Source organism: Nostoc sp. MG11 (assembly GCF_014904695.1).
Taxonomy (GTDB): Bacteria; Cyanobacteriota; Cyanobacteriia; order Cyanobacteriales; family Nostocaceae; genus Komarekiella.
This window is the reverse complement of sequence record NZ_JACXXN010000073.1, coordinates 1-15,234: the sequence shown is the minus strand read 5'-3', so window position 1 is coordinate 15,234 and position 15,234 is coordinate 1. Positions and strand designations below refer to the sequence as shown.

At 44.1% G+C, this 15,234-nt stretch carries 20 protein-coding genes and 1 pseudogene; 11 read left to right on the top strand and 10 right to left on the bottom strand.

The genetic code is table 11. From position 1 onward, the window contains the following. Positions 1 to 492: 492 nt before the first annotated feature. From HCR01_RS34740 to HCR01_RS34705, 8 genes are all read right to left on the bottom strand, one after another. On the bottom strand, positions 493 to 792 hold the full coding sequence (locus tag HCR01_RS34740; protein ID WP_193200474.1) for a hypothetical protein: 300 nt from the start codon (positions 790 to 792) through the stop codon (positions 493 to 495). 67 nt (positions 793 to 859) lie between these two features. Continuing rightward, positions 860 to 1,054, bottom strand: a complete 195-nt coding sequence (locus tag HCR01_RS34735; RefSeq protein ID WP_193200473.1) for a hypothetical protein — start codon at positions 1,052 to 1,054, stop codon at positions 860 to 862. After that, positions 1,047 to 1,280: a hypothetical protein gene (locus tag HCR01_RS34730; RefSeq protein ID WP_193200472.1), complete on the bottom strand. Its 234-nt coding sequence runs from the start codon at positions 1,278 to 1,280 to the stop codon at positions 1,047 to 1,049. Before HCR01_RS34730 ends, HCR01_RS34735 begins: the two co-directional genes overlap by 8 nt. 10 nt (positions 1,281 to 1,290) lie before the next feature. Further along, complete coding sequence (locus HCR01_RS34725) at positions 1,291 to 1,641, bottom strand: hypothetical protein (RefSeq protein WP_193200471.1); 351 nt, start codon at positions 1,639 to 1,641, stop codon at positions 1,291 to 1,293. 13 nt (positions 1,642 to 1,654) lie between these two features. After that, positions 1,655 to 2,005, bottom strand: a complete 351-nt coding sequence (locus tag HCR01_RS34720) for a hypothetical protein (protein WP_193200470.1) — start codon at positions 2,003 to 2,005, stop codon at positions 1,655 to 1,657. Between the two features lie 72 nt (positions 2,006 to 2,077). Further along, positions 2,078 to 2,938 (bottom strand): hypothetical protein, encoded by an 861-nt coding sequence (locus HCR01_RS34715; protein WP_193200469.1) that lies wholly within the window; start codon positions 2,936 to 2,938, stop codon positions 2,078 to 2,080. Positions 2,939 to 2,940: 2 nt separating this feature from the next. After that, entirely contained in the window at positions 2,941 to 3,210 is a 270-nt protein-coding gene (locus HCR01_RS34710) for a hypothetical protein (protein WP_193200468.1), read from the bottom strand. A gap of 42 nt (positions 3,211 to 3,252) precedes the next feature. Then, positions 3,253 to 3,447, bottom strand: a complete 195-nt coding sequence (locus HCR01_RS34705) for a hypothetical protein (RefSeq protein WP_193200467.1) — start codon at positions 3,445 to 3,447, stop codon at positions 3,253 to 3,255. 114 nt (positions 3,448 to 3,561) lie between these two features. On the opposite strand from HCR01_RS34705, the gene HCR01_RS34700 reads away from it, so the two are divergent. Then, complete coding sequence (locus tag HCR01_RS34700) at positions 3,562 to 4,329, top strand: Rpn family recombination-promoting nuclease/putative transposase (protein WP_193200466.1); 768 nt, start codon at positions 3,562 to 3,564, stop codon at positions 4,327 to 4,329. Here the strand turns inward: HCR01_RS34700 and HCR01_RS34695 are convergent. Beyond that, entirely contained in the window at positions 4,326 to 4,655 is a 330-nt protein-coding gene (locus HCR01_RS34695; protein WP_193200465.1) for a hypothetical protein, read from the bottom strand. The genes HCR01_RS34700 and HCR01_RS34695 overlap by 4 nt on opposite strands. 74 nt (positions 4,656 to 4,729) lie before the next feature. Further along, positions 4,730 to 5,341, bottom strand: a complete 612-nt coding sequence (locus HCR01_RS34690; RefSeq protein WP_193200464.1) for a hypothetical protein — start codon at positions 5,339 to 5,341, stop codon at positions 4,730 to 4,732. 226 nt (positions 5,342 to 5,567) lie between these two features. Here HCR01_RS34690 and HCR01_RS34685 point away from each other — a divergent pair, with 226 nt between their 5' ends. From HCR01_RS34685 to HCR01_RS34640, 10 genes and pseudogenes are all read left to right on the top strand, one after another. Continuing rightward, a complete protein-coding gene (locus HCR01_RS34685) occupies positions 5,568 to 5,903 on the top strand; it encodes a helix-turn-helix transcriptional regulator (RefSeq protein ID WP_320073243.1) in 336 nt (111 codons plus the stop codon). Between the two features lie 75 nt (positions 5,904 to 5,978). Next, positions 5,979 to 6,155 (top strand): DUF6888 family protein, encoded by a 177-nt coding sequence (locus HCR01_RS34680; RefSeq protein WP_193200463.1) that lies wholly within the window; start codon positions 5,979 to 5,981, stop codon positions 6,153 to 6,155. Then, positions 6,152 to 6,337, top strand: a complete 186-nt coding sequence (locus HCR01_RS34675) for a DUF6887 family protein (protein ID WP_193200462.1) — start codon at positions 6,152 to 6,154, stop codon at positions 6,335 to 6,337. Before HCR01_RS34680 ends, HCR01_RS34675 begins: the two co-directional genes overlap by 4 nt. A gap of 314 nt (positions 6,338 to 6,651) precedes the next feature. Further along, positions 6,652 to 8,220, top strand: coding sequence for a hypothetical protein (locus tag HCR01_RS34670; protein WP_193200461.1), 1,569 nt, complete (start codon positions 6,652 to 6,654; stop codon positions 8,218 to 8,220). Between the two features lie 89 nt (positions 8,221 to 8,309). Next, positions 8,310 to 9,545 carry a hypothetical protein gene (locus tag HCR01_RS34665; protein WP_193200460.1) on the top strand — a complete coding sequence of 412 codons (1,236 nt, stop codon included), beginning with the start codon at positions 8,310 to 8,312 and terminating at the stop codon, positions 9,543 to 9,545. Between the two features lie 348 nt (positions 9,546 to 9,893). Further along, on the top strand, positions 9,894 to 10,448 hold the full coding sequence (locus HCR01_RS34660) for an EF-hand domain-containing protein (RefSeq protein ID WP_193200459.1): 555 nt from the start codon (positions 9,894 to 9,896) through the stop codon (positions 10,446 to 10,448). Then, positions 10,405 to 10,786 (top strand): annotated as a pseudogene (tnpA, locus tag HCR01_RS34655) (IS200/IS605 family transposase). The gene HCR01_RS34660 and the pseudogene tnpA overlap by 44 nt, the downstream one beginning before the upstream one ends. Before the next feature lie 338 nt (positions 10,787 to 11,124). Next, the gene (locus tag HCR01_RS34650) at positions 11,125 to 13,164 is read left to right on the top strand and encodes a TIGR03032 family protein (RefSeq protein ID WP_193200458.1); all 2,040 of its coding nucleotides are present in this window, start codon (positions 11,125 to 11,127) and stop codon (positions 13,162 to 13,164) included. A 1-nt stretch (position 13,165) separates the two neighbouring features. Next, on the top strand, positions 13,166 to 14,812 hold the full coding sequence (locus HCR01_RS34645; protein ID WP_320073242.1) for an FG-GAP-like repeat-containing protein: 1,647 nt from the start codon (positions 13,166 to 13,168) through the stop codon (positions 14,810 to 14,812). Positions 14,813 to 14,951: 139 nt separating this feature from the next. Beyond that, positions 14,952 to 15,234 (top strand): adenylyl-sulfate kinase (locus HCR01_RS34640; protein ID WP_193200457.1); only part of this gene is annotated, 283 nt, incomplete at its 3' end.

Genomic DNA, 15,234 nt, shown 5'->3' with positions numbered 1-15,234 from the left:
CGTTTAACCAGTAGTGCAACCTGTTAAGTTCGTTTAGTGTGCGTTTAGTGACTCGTCTTGTTTGATTACTCCATCTATCTACTGTGCAAGTCTTCACTCCCATCAACTCGGCTAAATGCCGATGGTACATCGGATGGAGAATCAGAAAGTCATGAAGTGATTGGATTTCTGTCATAATGCGATCGCCTCCTGTAGGCTGTTTACGGTTACAGGTTGGAAGTCGTCGTTGCCCAGTAGTGACAGCTACTAGGGTAACGGCGCATATATTTAGATAATAAGGGGATCATGCGATAAAAACCCGCTTCGGTGAATTTAGACAAGCTTTTAGAAATACTCCAAGACGTGGCTTGCTAGAGCATTTGTCTGGTAAGCGCCTGAGTACAACGGAAGTTCCCGCTACAACCTACATCAAACTTCTGATCAGCGAAATTGGTACTGGAAAGAGAGTTAATGCTAACTTAACTACTGCTAATACCAATGCTATTAGCATATTTAGCTAGCCTTCTTCCGATTCACCAACAGCGAGCGCAAATACCGCCGACACTCCGCCTCGCCTCGATATACGAGAATGCGGAGGGCCTCAACCTCTTGTATTAGAGAAGGGCAAATATCGGCGATGCCTGCGGCAACGTCAAGGACGAACGCTGGAATTAGTTCTTGTTGCGAGCGCACATAGTCTTGATGTTGCTGCTCTAGTTCAGCAAGCTTGGATTTCAACTGCTGAATCTGCCGCAATGCTTTGGTCAAGGACGATTCTCTGTGCTGAAAATCGTTGTCTATAGATAACTGCATATTGTTGCTCCTTTGTATGTTTAGGTTAATATTCCGATTGGCGGAGTATTCGCTTTCTTGCGGTTTGTTAATTCTCCGCAAACTCTTCAACGCTATGCAATTCTCGTTTAATAATTTGCGCTCCCAACTCCCGATGCTGTCCCTTGGAGTTGGTGAATACATATCGGGCTTGCACAGCACAACTGGACGGATGTTGATAACGCAGTTGCACCCCACGAAACTCGTACAGCTTTCCTTTGATAAGCGTTTTTGGTTCAATCATTTATAATTCCTTCCTTGTATTGAGTGATCTGTTCTACTTCGTCAATCGCCTCCACCAGTTCCCTCAAAACATTCACAGCATCACCGATGTAGACATCGTTTGATGTTGAAAAGTAGGGCGAAGACTGAATCAGTCGATACTCTGTAGTACTTTGAACGAGCCGCAAAGTCTGCTGACAGCCTTGGAGAATCTGTCGTATCTCTGCTGTGGTTAGTATGATTTCCATAACTATTTTGTTAACTAAATTTCTCGAAATCTAGGCAGGTATCACTCTCTACACCATGAGGATGTATCGCGCAAACCAGCATTACTCCTTGGTATTTAATCCCGTGAAAGTTCCTGCAACCCCTACAAGCTTTTGGCATTGCTTTACGTCTTTCTGATAAAATCTTTTCGATGTCTGACTCGACTTTGACTTGATACAAACTGGCTGAAGCTATCCCTGTCCCTCCTAGAATCAAGCACGAACCAGCCAAAAAACTTTTGACACTCTCCCCGCTAAGCCCTCTAAATAAAATTGTGCCTCCGATGACTGCTGCTGCTACTCCCAGCCCTCCAGCACAAATGTTGAGATACTTGTTTAGCATAAGTTTCTCCTGATTATTTATGAAAATTATCCCTGCTAATGCTAAGACTTGCCCTAAGTATTGAACTGCCTAAGAAAGCAGAAAAGCCTACCAGCATACCTCCCAGACAAGCGTTTTTATGATAGTACCAGCTAGAAATGATTATTTTGGCATTAGTGTTTAACTCGATAATTTCTAATCCCCAGCTAGCCATCGCTCCTACTCCCGCAAATCCAGTCATCAATAGCGATGCAAACGTTGATATTTCAATGGCACGGTCAATGAAAACCTTGGGGTTGAACCGTTTTAAGGTACGGCGATGGGCAGCCAACCGTACTTTTGGTTTTTGCGTAATTAAATGCTCAATTTGTTTGTAATTAGTCATTAGTTTTAGTTGTTCTTTAGTGATTGGAAGAAAGAAAAGCAGCATTAGACTGCCTTTCTGAAATCTCATTTTTTACCTGGAGCTTGCTGCTACTCTTTGCCCCAATATATAATTCATCCATGCTTTGATAGCCGCAACTTCATCAGTGCGATCGCTAGTCACACTTAGTACTTGTTGTTGATACGAAGATTCAGCATGATTAGAAGCCTCAACTTTATCAGCAGCCCAAGCAAGGCACATGGTTTTTACTAGCTCATTAACCTTACTGTCATCAAGTTGACTGGGACGTTCCACATCTTGGAGTTGCAACCATTCCTTGACCAAATCGACCGGATAGTTTAGCAAAGTACGGATTTGCTTGACCCGTAAATCTTGAGGATGTGGTGGAATTTTAGGTTTAGCTATTGATTGTTTTACTATAGTACCAAAATCCTCCTCTAACCCGTAGCTCCTAGTGCCATCACAAGACAATTTGATTTGAATGTCTTGTATAATTTCTGCCCAGTCGGTGTTAGAATTCCAATCATGACGAATTTTTGCTTTAGTCTCTGCATCATAAAGATTACAGAAAACTACATTTTCATCACCAGGATTTACAACAATCATTAAAGGTTTAGAAAAGTCCTCAATAATGGATGCAGCTAAAAGAAATGATTTAGTGAAATTAGTCTCAATTCCGCTTCTGACAATATAAAGTTCATCAGCCAAAACGACAATATCTAACTTGAGATTATCTTTACCCTTAAAATCTTTATCTGTCAGTCTTAATTCTAATAGATAACCTGTTAATGCTCTGGGAATAACAGGAACCTTTTTATCCTGCTGAAAATCGTAATTATACCAACCATAGACACCGCCTTCATCTGACAATTTATCAACATATAGGTAAATAGGAAGAGGTGGATTACATAGTCCTAATTTCATCTCAGCCATTTCTAAAAATCCTCCGATTCATCTTGAACATTATTTTTGGCAGTTTGCTTTTGTACTCTGGCTTTATTCATTTGATAAGCCGATTCCTTAATGACTGGCATAGCCGCTTCTTTTACTGAAGCTTTCGCTTGTTGAAATAGGAATTGGGTAGCTCCCTCTGCATCTTCTTCTGGGTCTATCTGCCCCCACAATGAACAACCTATTTCCAACGATTCGTAGTCACCCAAGTTAAATTTTCTTTGATATGTTACAGAGATTGTTTTGATTTCCATAAGTTACTCAATTGATCAAAAAGTTCAAGCGCAGCTTTTCATCTATTGACGCTCGACAACTGACAATAGAAACCCACAGCCAGTATTTTGAACTTTTACCAGTCCACGATCTACCAAAGACTGAATTACTGTTGTAGAAAAGCTGATTCTATGCAAAGGAGCAGAACCACCACGACATCGAAGCGAATACAGTAAATTGCTTGCCGTTAATTCAGAGCAGTTTTGTTTTTTAGGCATGGTTAAAAGTTCCGTAATTGTTGTTAACTTGTGTTCAATTTGGCTAAAAATTATCACAACAAAAAAGCGTTCTAATATTAGCAATTAGCTAACCACTGATGATACAATTTCTGCATGTTTGACAATATATGCAAGTTCATCGCTGAATCATTCTCAACGGATTTTGCTACTTGGCTACTGGGAGAACCTATCTCCCTAACCGAGCTAAGTCCAAAAGAATTATCACTAGAACCCATCCGTGCTGATGCATTAATACTGTTGCAATCAGACGAAGTTGTTTTGCATTTGGAATTCCAGACTAAGCCTGATCCGAATATGCCTTTCCGCATGGCTGATTATCGTTTGCGGGTATACCGACGTTTTCCTGAAAAACGAATGCGTCAAGTAGTAGTTTATTTAGCCGAAACTGAATCAGAAATGGTGTATCAAACTACTTTTAGTATTGAAAATCTGCAACATGAATTTACGGTAATTCGCTTATGGGAACAACCAGCAGAAATATTTCTGAGAATGCCAGGATTACTGCCATTTGCTGTCTTGAGCAATACAACTAATAAAACTGGTACATTGCAGAACGTAGCAGCTAGAATTGACAATATTGCTGATCGACGAACACAAAGTAATCTCACAGCATCAACAGCAATTCTAGCTGGGTTAGTATTGAATCAAGAGGTAATTCAACGTTTGTTGCGGAGAGATATCATGCAAGAGTCAGTCATTTATCAGTCAATTAAGACAGAAGGTAGTGATGAAAAAGCTCGTCAAATCGCCCTCAACTTACTAGCAGAAGGCATGAGTATTGATGCGATCGCACGGATAACCGGATTATCGGTAGAAATGGTGCAACAGTTACAAAATCAAGAAACCGACAATCAAAATTAAGCTGCTTCCAGTTCCACAGCTTTTTGTCTTGGCTTATCCGCAACCTTAACAAAACCCTCCAGCACCACTACTGCATCCTTTGGCTTGGCGTACCTGATTTTGTCCACCTCGTTCGCCCAATGGGTAATGTGCTGAAACACCAAACCCAGCATTGAATCATCCCTATACACACGATAAACTTTCGGACAAGCTCCTTTCACATATACCAGCTTGTAACCAGATACATCCAACACCTCTGCGTTGGGATCTGTCGGGGGCAGGAGTATTTCCTCTTGGGACTCGTCAGACAGCTCTTGAATATGTGCAATGATTCTAGTCTGTGCCATGATGAATATTTATGATTCTTATTGGTAGGCAAGCGCATTCCATCCGGGTAAGCGCTTGCTTTTTCTGTTTAAGACTAAGCCGCGACTGCTACTCTTACTCCCAAGGATGCCAGCGCTATCTCTGCGGAGTGGGCAAACTGATTGCATCCTAGTCGAGTACGTCTGGCATACCACAAACCTTGAGCATTACACCCAACTAATCTAATGCATTGTCCATCTCGATAAAGTTTGGTGCTGAACGATAGCCAATCAACCTGCCCCATCTGAATCCCAAACTTGTTGCAAGCTATTTCTAATTCCTCATGCAGGCGCTCGTTGCGTTCCAATGGGGTTTCGGGCAGAGTCGCCTTAACAAATGCAACTCTTGTAGCGAACCAGTCACGGTCGAAAGCAAGCCGTCCGCCATCTAGAAACTGCACCCATACTGTAATACCGCCCTCAATCCAGATGGTGCGGATGGTTTCGGGCTGTTCCTGAATAATCTCGCCAATGATGCGACGGTCGCGAGATGTCAGGGGGTCTTTGGCTGGGGCTATAGCTTCGGCTTGGGTTTTGAGGTGCTTGTGCAATTCTGCTTGTGCTGCGGTTTGTTCATCCTTGAAAGTGACATCAGCAGATGTAGCTGTTGTTAGTGTGTTGAGCTTTCGCCTTGAAAGTGCTTGCTGTGTATAGATGGCTTGCGTCATAATAATGATCACCTTTAATTAGGGTCAAAGGGCGATCGCACAAGTTTCCAGCCTGGAGCGGTCGCCTTTTGTTATGTCTACATATTACTAACTAGCTGATACTATATGCAATAGTTTAGTAATATCATTTAGTTATGGTTTATCACCATTTATATAACTAATATTAATTAGTTAGTACTACTAGATAGATGATAGTATCAACTACATAGGAGTTGAGGAAGTGTCAGTGAAAAATAAAATTAAGCGGTTTTTGCAAGAAAGGGGTATAACAGCTTACCAATTTAGAAAAGAAGTAGGAATAGCACAAAGAACAGCTTATGACTTGTATAACAACCCTGAACAGTTACCGTCATCTACGGTTCTTAGTAAAATCTGTGACACTTATCAAGTGCAACCAGGCGAGGTACTAGAGTGGGTTCCAAAAAGTGAAAAACCTGATAGCGAAGAAGGAGACTTTACACAATCTCTTCTTAATGAGCCAGCAGAGCAGTACGGTTTAATAAAGGACAAGTCTCAGCCCAAATCTCAGATGCAGTTATTAGCACAAGAAGAAGCCGCATGAGCGCATTTGTCTGAGGTCAAATCAACCTTTTAACCTACTATTGCTGCTAATACAGGCTACTAGCAAGGAGATGGAATGGAGCCGACAGTAGAACAGTTGAAAGCCTACTGGCGAATGTCAGTAAGAGCAAGCAATCTACTTCAGTCAATTAATTTAGTGCGGTTAGATGAAAGAAATGACCGCATAGTTATGTTAGTTGCAGACACAATACAAATAGAAATACTTTCAAACGGAGAGATTCTTATTCAATGACTCAAGTTAATTACAAAACGATGTCTGATATTGACTTGCTTGCATACGTCAAGCAACATCCTGAAGACCAGGAAGCTTTTTATGTCTATGTTGATCGAAAACGAGCTGCTTCCAATGCTGTCCCTATGACACTTGAGCAAGCAGAAATTGAATTACAAAGGCGAGTTAATCAACAGCAATAAATCAAACCCCACTGACAGCCTGAGAAACTTGCAGCGGGGATAGTCAAATAACTGTTGGATAAAGCTATGACTACTCAAAGAATACCAAATTCTCCTGCGCCATGCACAGGAGTTGACTTTGTTATTTATCAAGGCATACCTTTATGGCGTAGTGACAGCCACAGAATTAAGAATTATCAGCACTCATGCCATGTATGCACACAAACAGGTGAAGATCCTTGTTCTATTGGTACAAAGTCAGGACAAACAGAAATATTACATCAGCTAAGTATGGTTTTAGACGCCTCTCCTATCTCTGAAAACAGGAGAGAGCTATGCTGACACTAAACCGTTCCGAAATAACCTCAACCCTTGACTACAGCAATCTCAACACCAGCATCCAAGAAACCTTCGCCGCCATAGACCGATTCGAGTGGCAGGCATCCGATGAACTGCGGCTGATGCGAGATAACGCCTATTACCAAGATGGCGCATACACTAGCTTTGAGGATTACTGCGAAAGCGAGTTGACCAAACACGGGGGATACCGCCGGGTCAAGGATTTATTTGCGGCCAAGCGAGTAGTTGATATTCTACCCGACGATCTCAAAGATAAGATCACCAAACCTTCCCAGACTCGCCCCTTACTCCGGCTAGTCAAAACACCCGACAAGCTTCAACAAGCTGTTGCGATCGCATCTCAAGAAAAGCCCTATCCTACAGCTGCCGACTTCGCCAAAGCAGTACAACAGGTTGCACCACGAAAAACCAAAAAATCAAAAACGCAATTGTGTAATTCTGTCGCGGTTTCATCACAATCACATCCTCGTTATGGGGAGTCGGGAGTGATTGAAGCAGGTGCACCAAACGCTTGGCAGCAAATTGTCACCTTTGATGATGGTGAAAAGCTGCTGATCAACAACGAGGATCTAGATGCCAAGAGCGTTCCATTCCCCAACGAGAGAACATTTCCACCAGAATACTCTGAGGCGATCGCCCAAATCAAAGATCAACACAAGCTTGAGTTAGAGCAGCTGGAGCAGGAATTGAGGATTGGTTTGCAAACAGAAGCTACTACCAGAGCCGAAGCCCAGGTACAAGAGCAAATCCAATCCTTGCAACAACTGTTTAAACAACAGAAGGAGCAAAACATCCAGTTACAGCAAAGGTTAGACGAGTTGGAAGGATTGAGGCAGCTAGAACTTGAAAACCAGCGACTAAAAGAGCGTATTCAGGAGCTAGAACACGCTGTAGGAGAATGTCCCGCCCAGGAATGGAGCAATACTCTCACCAAACAAGCAACCAAAGCTTTAAACAAGGAAGTCAAGCGATCACTGGAGAAAACTATTGACCTGCGATCGCTAGCTGTTGAACCACCAAAAGAAAATGCTACCGAATGCTTACGCTTGATGGGTCTGGTCTTGAAAAACCTAAGCGAAGCCATGAACAATACCCAAGCGCTTGAGGCTGCGGCGATAATCCTAGGAAGTAGTCCCACACCATCTGTGATCGCCATAAGGACGGAGCAATTGCAGCTGTTACCACAGGCAGTTAGTGACATTAGAACAGTGTTGGCCAAGCCTGAGTGTACGTGGCAGGACTATTGGGCAGTGGCGCAAGAGTATGAGTTAATTAAATCAGACTATTGGGTGGAATTGACTAGTGAGGAAACAGAGTTAATTACTGCACTCCAGAACGCATCTATTGAACCGGACACCATCCAAGTCGGCTCTATCGTTGCCCATGCTGACCCTTACCACACTTTGTATGTCGAGAGAGGCGAGGTGGTGCAAGATTTGGGCGAAGAAGTGTTAGTTGCCTGGGATTGTTGGAAGGAGCAATCGAAAAAGACTGATAGATATTTCCGAGATGAATTGCGCTTTTGGCAAGACGAGAACCAGTAAATAAAGACTCGCTTTGAGATAGCTAAAAACTTAAACGCGGCATGGGTGCAATGTCGCTCACATTGTCATGGAAAAATTTAGGAGGAAATATGACTACAGCATTAAAAGCAATCAACGGTGGCAGCAAACAGCGAAACGAGCGCAAACAAGCTTCAGAAGATAAATCGATTAGACCACATTGCAAAGTATCGATTGAGGATATTAACTGGGTTCGTCAGCAGCCTCCATCTGTGCAGCAGCTTTGGTTAGATAGCGTGGCGGCTGAACAATATGGGAGTTCTGCACACAAACTCGATACTAACCTCATCTACAAATCTTTGCAAAAAGCAGGGGCGGCGTTAACGGCTCAAGGATTGTTTCAGTTTGAGGAAGTGTTTGGTCGTTTGCCTTCCGGCAGACCAGGACTGATTAGCTACCGTGTTCGTAACTTGCACGGTTATTACAATCGCTTTTACTGGGAGTCGTCCACGTCTGCGGAAACCAATTCTTGCGACGAGAAAACCGTCCACACCGGGGAGAAAATCAACCACGCCGAACCGAATCAAAACCATCCCAAAGTGGAACAAATCCAACCGGATTTGGAATCATTCCAAATGAATGGTCAAAAAAGTGAGGATTTGCAAGGCTTCCAAAAACCTAACAACGTTTCTAACTACCCCAAAACTACCTACCAACAACCAACTAAGGTTGTTGGTATGGTAGTTGTCTCTTCCACTTCATACGAAAATTCGCGTGTAGAGGTGACGGCTGACGAACCTTTTGAGGGCGCGTCGCCTCAGACTCTCGAAAGCGTGGAAGAGGAGAAAGAGTTACCTACGGTAACGGACTGCACGTCGCTAACGCTCTCTACGAGACACTGCGCGAACGTGGATGCTGTACAGAGTCAATCAGCTTTGTTGGAAGGAGAAAACCAAAATTATGGTGTTGAGCCGAAATTCCATCATGAAGGTACGTTTTCCGCCGCGCCCGTTGCCCCCAATTTTGAAGAACCAGCCCAACCCAGCTTTTCCACTTCACTGATAGATGAAAACCAGATTTCGGGCTATGAGGACAAGACTCATCATGTTAACCAAAGTTCCGCCGCGTCTGCCCCAAATGATAAAAAATGGTCGCATCAGGCTGTCATTGCTCGATCTAAGGCGCGACCTTTACGTATGAAGAAACTGAAAATGGCAGGAAATTCGGGGCAAAATCCGGGTTTTGAGTTCTTGCTCTCGTGCTGGGATGATCCGGCACTTGTGATATTGATCAAGAAGTTGCTGGCTCGATATCCTCAGTGGAAGATTGCGGTTGTGGATGGGGTGCTGGTGAATTGGGAGGGGTAGCGATTGCTCAATCTAGCAGTGCCTTTCTGACTCATGAATTCTTCAAAAAACAACTACATATTTACAAAAGTTAAGTGGGAAAAGTGGGTTTAGTAGGATATTTTGTACTAACCCTTGATTATGCTGTTAATAGACTGTAAGTTGATAAATGAAGTATCAATGAATCATAAAAAAAAGTTAATGGTACAAAAATTGTAGAGTTTTATTGTTTTACTGAGCAATAAAAGTACATTAATTTTTCTTGAGCCGAATGTGAAATACGGTAAATGATTAAATAAACTTTGTAGTAAAGCTGTCTTGTACCAGATCAGTTACTATAGGCTGGGTATATGATGTCGCAAAAACCACATGAACGATTTCCTGGATCGGAAACTCTCCAAACGCTTTCGCACCTTCGATGATGATCGCAATGGCTTTATTGAGCAGAGCGACTTTGAGATGTCAGTCGCGCGTCTGGCTGAAGAATTCGGTCATGGAGAAGAATCTCCTGCCCGACAACGGCTGCTTGAAGTCTGCTTAGGCTTGTGGCAACACTTGTTACAAGTCGCCGACACAAACACCGATGGGTGCATCAGCGAGACCGAGTACAAAGAAGCGTTCGCCTTGGGACTGCTAGAAACCACTGAAGCGTTTGACCAGGGCTATATACCTTTCCTTTCGGCCATTATGGATATCGTTGACCAAGATGGAGACGGGAAACTTACCGTTACAGATGAAATCCGCTGGACTGGTGCTATGATGCACCTATGCGAGCAAGATGCCCGCGAGGTATTCCGTCGCCTTGACCAGGACGAAGATGGCTTCATCACCACTCACGATCTGCTCGAAGCCATCCGCGCCTATTACTTTGACGATTCGCCTGATTCTCCCGGCTACTGGCTGCTTGGTTCTCTCGATTCATAATCCCATCATAAGCGTCTGGATACCATGTAGGCGTAGGAAAGTTTTTGCCGATAATGAACAATTAAAGCTGTGATGCACTGAGATATTTCAGTCTGTTGCTAACGACGATAAATGGGTTATCAAAGCTTTGGAGATTGCCCCAGATCATATTCACTTGTTAGTAGAATATGACCCTCATCACTAAGAATGCTCAAGTAGTGAATGCTTTTAAAGAACGCTCATCTAGATATCTAAGATAAGAATTTCTAGAACTATTAAAACTCCCTAGTTTGTGGACGCTTTCTTTACGCATCGCGACTCGTAAAACCTTCCAAAGCACTTTGAACTTCTTCATTTGAGAAATTAACACCAAGCCAAAAAAATGATACCACTAATTTGTTTGAGTTCCCCCAATGACCGAGAACTCCTCACTTTAGTAAGCAGCAATTTTTTGAAGCCGCAACGAGATTTGCATTGGATTTTTGTAGTGTGGAACCTCTAAGTAGGAAAAGTAGGAAAAGTGGGATATCTGTATAAAATTATTGACTAGCCTGCTAATATGCTGTAGCTTGACTGTTAAAAGATACTAGTAAAGATTTACACTTTTATGTGATAAAAGAGACATTTTGGGGAGTCAATAATGATACTTTCATGGGGGTAGTTCATTAGCCATGTTCTACAACTCCAACTTTGCATAATGCAGACAACATCAGCAAATTCCACCCCAGCGTTAAAAATTGCCGCTAGTCAAGAGTTTTCCTTCTGGCTAGCACAGCAGAATCTAAGTCTTGCTTGCACCACCTACCAAACCAACCGCCTTTTTTTCGTCAGTAGCCAAGCTAACGGACATCTGAAGGTACACGAAAGACTATTCGACAAGCCGATGGGACTATATGCAGCAGGTAGTACCCTCTACATGAGTACCCGTTACCAACTCTGGCATTTCGAGAATCTTTTAGAGGCAGGAGAAAGGTATGGGGAATGCGTTAGCGAAGCGCTGCTGCAAGCAGATCGTCTCTATGTCCCGCGCACAGCTTACACCACCGGCGATGTCAACGCCCATGAAGTTGTATTGGATGATGTAGGAAAAGTTATTTTTGTCAATACAGATTTTAGTTGTTTAGCAAGCCTCAGCCCTGACTACAATTTTGTACCCATCTGGCAACCGCCCTTTATCTCCAAACTCGTCGCTGAAGATCGCTGTCATCTCAATGGGTTAGCGATGGTAGAGGGCAAACCAGGCTATGTCACCGCTTGTAGTACCACAGATACAGCTGCCGGGTGGCGTAACCATCGCCTCGATGGTGGAGTCGTCATCGACGTTGTCCACAACGAAATTATTGCCACAGGCTTATCCATGCCCCATTCTCCCCGTTGGTATCAGGGGAAATTATGGTTACTCAATTCCGGCACAGGAGAATTAGGCTACATCCAGGACAATCAATTTCATCCCATCACGTTTTGCCCTGGATTTGTACGCGGATTAGCCTTTTGGCAAAACTTCGCCTTTGTGGGACTATCTCAGTTACGTTCCCAGAGTTTTATCGGATTAACCCTAGAAAAACGCTTAATTGCCCAAGGAAATCGCCCCCAATGTGGTTTGATGGTGATTGACTTGCAAACCGGTACACCCCTGCACTGGCTATATTTTCAGGGAGTAATTGAAGAACTTTTTGATGTCGTAGTTTTACCGGGAGTCCGCCAACCCCAAGCGATTGGGTTACAGTCAGACGAAATTCAGCGCCTAGTGACATTCCCCAATAGTGGCGGTATTGTCACCACCAAACCCACCGCCCATCGTCCCAGTTTAGGTACAGCCGCCCCCGTGGCTGGTTTACCCTCACCCAAACCCATTGTAGAGGCACAAGCCTTGCGCCCAGAGGTGAAGTATCAACAGGTGTATCACCTCAATGCCAGCAATGCTCTCACCTACAATCACCTCACCTATCCCAATTTGCAAAAACGCTGGCGAACTCAACCGCCTCAAGGCGAATTAATTGGGCTTTCGGCTTCTGTTGGCGGGGCAATAGTTGGGTTTGCCATCAGCGAACGTTTAAATCCACAGCAAGCGGAAATTATTTCTCTATTCGTTTTATCCGAATACCGCCGACAAGGAATTGGCACGAGGTTACTCGCTTATTTAGAACGAGAATTAGCCCAACAGGGATGTTTTGAAATCATTCTCAGCTATCAAACCAGTGTACTTACCAATGTAGCCTTAGAACCGCTACTGAAAAAACTACATTGGCAACCCCCCCAAACTAACTTGGTGCTAGGCAAAACCGCTACTGAAAAAATTGCCTCAGCCCCCTGGTTAGACAAGTATCCCCTACCTCCAGCCTTTGAGGTGTTTCCTTGGTTAGAAGCGGGTTTATCCTTACCGCCTGGTGTCGAGGAACACCGATTAGAACCCCTATACAGCTTGGGATTGCGCTATCGGAGGGAGGTAATTGGTTGGGTGTTCACCCATCGGGTTGCGCCTGACACAATTCGCTACACCACCCTTTCAATTGCTGAACCATTTGGGAAGAAGGGGCGAGGGGTTTCTCTGTTAGCCGAAGCGATACGTCGTCAAGTAGAGAGTGGTGTTCCCTACCTGACGGGTTCAGTTTCCCACTGTTATCCGCGTTTGTTACAGTTTGTCCAACGACACCTAACACCCTATTTAACTGGGGTAGGGGAAGTGCGACAAACGAGTAAGTTGATTAACCGTACATTTGAATCAAGAGAAAACTAACATGGCTGACCCAAATTTTCTCGCTCCAATTACCAACAACTTCGGACTGACTAATGTGGGGCGTTATGCTGCGCCCACCTTAGCCGATATTGATGGCGATGGCGACTTGGATGCTTTTGTGGGTAATTATAACGGCGATACCCTATTCTTTCGTAACACCGGAACTACCACTGCTCCCACCTTTACCCAAGAAACTAACAACTTCGGACTGACTAATGTGGGGCGTTCTGCCACACCTACCTTTGCCGATATTGATGGCGATGGCGACTTGGATGCTTTTGTGGGGAGTGAGAACGGCAATACCCTGTTCTTCCGCAACACCGGAACTACTACTGCTCCCACCTTCACCCAGGAAACCAATAACTTCGGACTGACGGATGTGGGGCTTTCTGCCACACCCACCTTAGCCGATATCGATGGAGATGGCGACTTGGATGCTTTTGTAGGTAACGATTCCGGCAATACCTTCTTCTTCCGCAACACCGGAACTACCACTGCTCCCACATTCACCCAGGAAACCAACAACTTCGGACTGACTGCGAGATTTGATGCTGCACCCACCTTTGCCGATATCGATGGGGATGGCGACTTAGATGCTTTTGTAGGCAATGGTTACGACGGCAATACCTTCTTCTTCCGCAACACCGGAACTACCACTGCTCCCACCTTCACCTTTGAAGCCACTAACCCCTTCGGACTGAGGAATGTGGGAGGGTATTTACCTAAACCCACCTTTGCCGATATTGACTCTGATGGGGACTTAGATGCTTTTATAGGGAATATTGGCGGCAATATCCTATTCTTCGAGAATACCCCAGTTAACAATCCTCCCACCGCCAATGACGACACTGCTACCACAAACGAAAACACCCCTGTTAATATCTTAGTGCTTGCCAATGACACCGATGCTGATGGCGACCCCTTAAGCTTGAGTATCGCTACCAACCCAGCTAATGGTACGGCAGTCGTCAACAATAACGGCACTGCCACCAATTTCAGTGATGATTTTATCGTCTACACTCCCAATGCTAGCTTCAGTGGCACTGACACCTTTACCTACACCGTCAACGATGGTAATGGTGGCACTGATAACGCCACAGTCAACTTAACCATTAACCAAGTCAACTTTACAGGCACTCCTAATGCCGACACCCTTACAGGCACACCCGCCAACAATATAATTGATGGCAGAGCAGGTAATGATACTCTCATTGGTGGTGCTGGCAATGATACTCTCATTGGTGGTGCTGGCAATGATCGCCTGACTGGTGGAACTGGTGCTGACAGATTCGTTTTCAATAGTAATGCTGCTTTTAAACGCTCAGATTTGGGTGTAGATACTCTGACTGACTTCAAACGTTCAGAGGGCGACAAGATTGTTCTAGATAAAACGACATTTAGTGTGCTTCGTTCTAATCCAGGCAATGGTTTCAGTAATGCTGGTGAATTTAAAAGTATTGGTTTTGACTTGTTCAAGTTGACAATTTTGGAGGGCATTAGCAGCGCCAGAGTTGTCTACGATGCTGCAAATGGGCGCTTGTTCTATAACGAAAATGGTACTGCGCCTGGTTTTGGCAGTGGCGGTCAGTTTGCCACTCTCACTGGTGCGCCATCTCTCAATGCCAGCGACTTTATTATTCAAGCGTAATTCGCGCTACGAATGATCACATATAAAATAGCGATCGCGCTGAATCGCATCTGTAAAAGGGGCGATCATTATTTTATATGTGGTACTCGACTCAAGCACAAGCTACTAGAAGTGATGAAAATTGGGTATTAAGTCAAACATGAAACAAGGAGCAATTCTTTGGTTAACAGGCTTAAGTGGTGCTGGCAAAACAACCATTGCCTTATGTCTAGCGCAAGAACTGCAAATGCAAGATTACCTAGTAGAAGTGTTAGATGGTGATGTTGTTCGCACCCATCTTTCTGGTGGGCTAGGCTTTAGCAAACAAGACCGAGATACGAATGTGCGTCGTCTTGGTTTTGTTGCCCAATTACTCAGTCGCAATGGCATAATTGCGATCATTGCTGCAATTAGCCCCTATCGTGAAGTTCGAGAACAACTCA

Coding starts and splice junctions, on each gene's coding strand:
- HCR01_RS34740 (WP_193200474.1), bottom strand. CDS start 792: ATGCAGTTATCTATAGACAACGATTTTCAGCACAGAGAATCGTCCTTG.
- HCR01_RS34735 (WP_193200473.1), bottom strand. CDS start 1,054: ATGATTGAACCAAAAACGCTTATCAAAGGAAAGCTGTACGAGTTTCGT.
- HCR01_RS34730 (WP_193200472.1), bottom strand. CDS start 1,280: ATGGAAATCATACTAACCACAGCAGAGATACGACAGATTCTCCAAGGC.
- HCR01_RS34725 (WP_193200471.1), bottom strand. CDS start 1,641: ATGCTAAACAAGTATCTCAACATTTGTGCTGGAGGGCTGGGAGTAGCA.
- HCR01_RS34720 (WP_193200470.1), bottom strand. CDS start 2,005: ATGACTAATTACAAACAAATTGAGCATTTAATTACGCAAAAACCAAAA.
- HCR01_RS34715 (WP_193200469.1), bottom strand. CDS start 2,938: ATGGCTGAGATGAAATTAGGACTATGTAATCCACCTCTTCCTATTTAC.
- HCR01_RS34710 (WP_193200468.1), bottom strand. CDS start 3,210: ATGGAAATCAAAACAATCTCTGTAACATATCAAAGAAAATTTAACTTG.
- HCR01_RS34705 (WP_193200467.1), bottom strand. CDS start 3,447: ATGCCTAAAAAACAAAACTGCTCTGAATTAACGGCAAGCAATTTACTG.
- HCR01_RS34700 (WP_193200466.1), top strand. CDS start 3,562: ATGTTTGACAATATATGCAAGTTCATCGCTGAATCATTCTCAACGGAT.
- HCR01_RS34695 (WP_193200465.1), bottom strand. CDS start 4,655: ATGGCACAGACTAGAATCATTGCACATATTCAAGAGCTGTCTGACGAG.
- HCR01_RS34690 (WP_193200464.1), bottom strand. CDS start 5,341: ATGACGCAAGCCATCTATACACAGCAAGCACTTTCAAGGCGAAAGCTC.
- HCR01_RS34680 (WP_193200463.1), top strand. CDS start 5,979: ATGGAGCCGACAGTAGAACAGTTGAAAGCCTACTGGCGAATGTCAGTA.
- HCR01_RS34675 (WP_193200462.1), top strand. CDS start 6,152: ATGACTCAAGTTAATTACAAAACGATGTCTGATATTGACTTGCTTGCA.
- HCR01_RS34670 (WP_193200461.1), top strand. CDS start 6,652: ATGCTGACACTAAACCGTTCCGAAATAACCTCAACCCTTGACTACAGC.
- HCR01_RS34665 (WP_193200460.1), top strand. CDS start 8,310: ATGACTACAGCATTAAAAGCAATCAACGGTGGCAGCAAACAGCGAAAC.
- HCR01_RS34660 (WP_193200459.1), top strand. CDS start 9,894: ATGAACGATTTCCTGGATCGGAAACTCTCCAAACGCTTTCGCACCTTC.
- HCR01_RS34650 (WP_193200458.1), top strand. CDS start 11,125: ATGCAGACAACATCAGCAAATTCCACCCCAGCGTTAAAAATTGCCGCT.
- HCR01_RS34645 (WP_320073242.1), top strand. CDS start 13,166: ATGGCTGACCCAAATTTTCTCGCTCCAATTACCAACAACTTCGGACTG.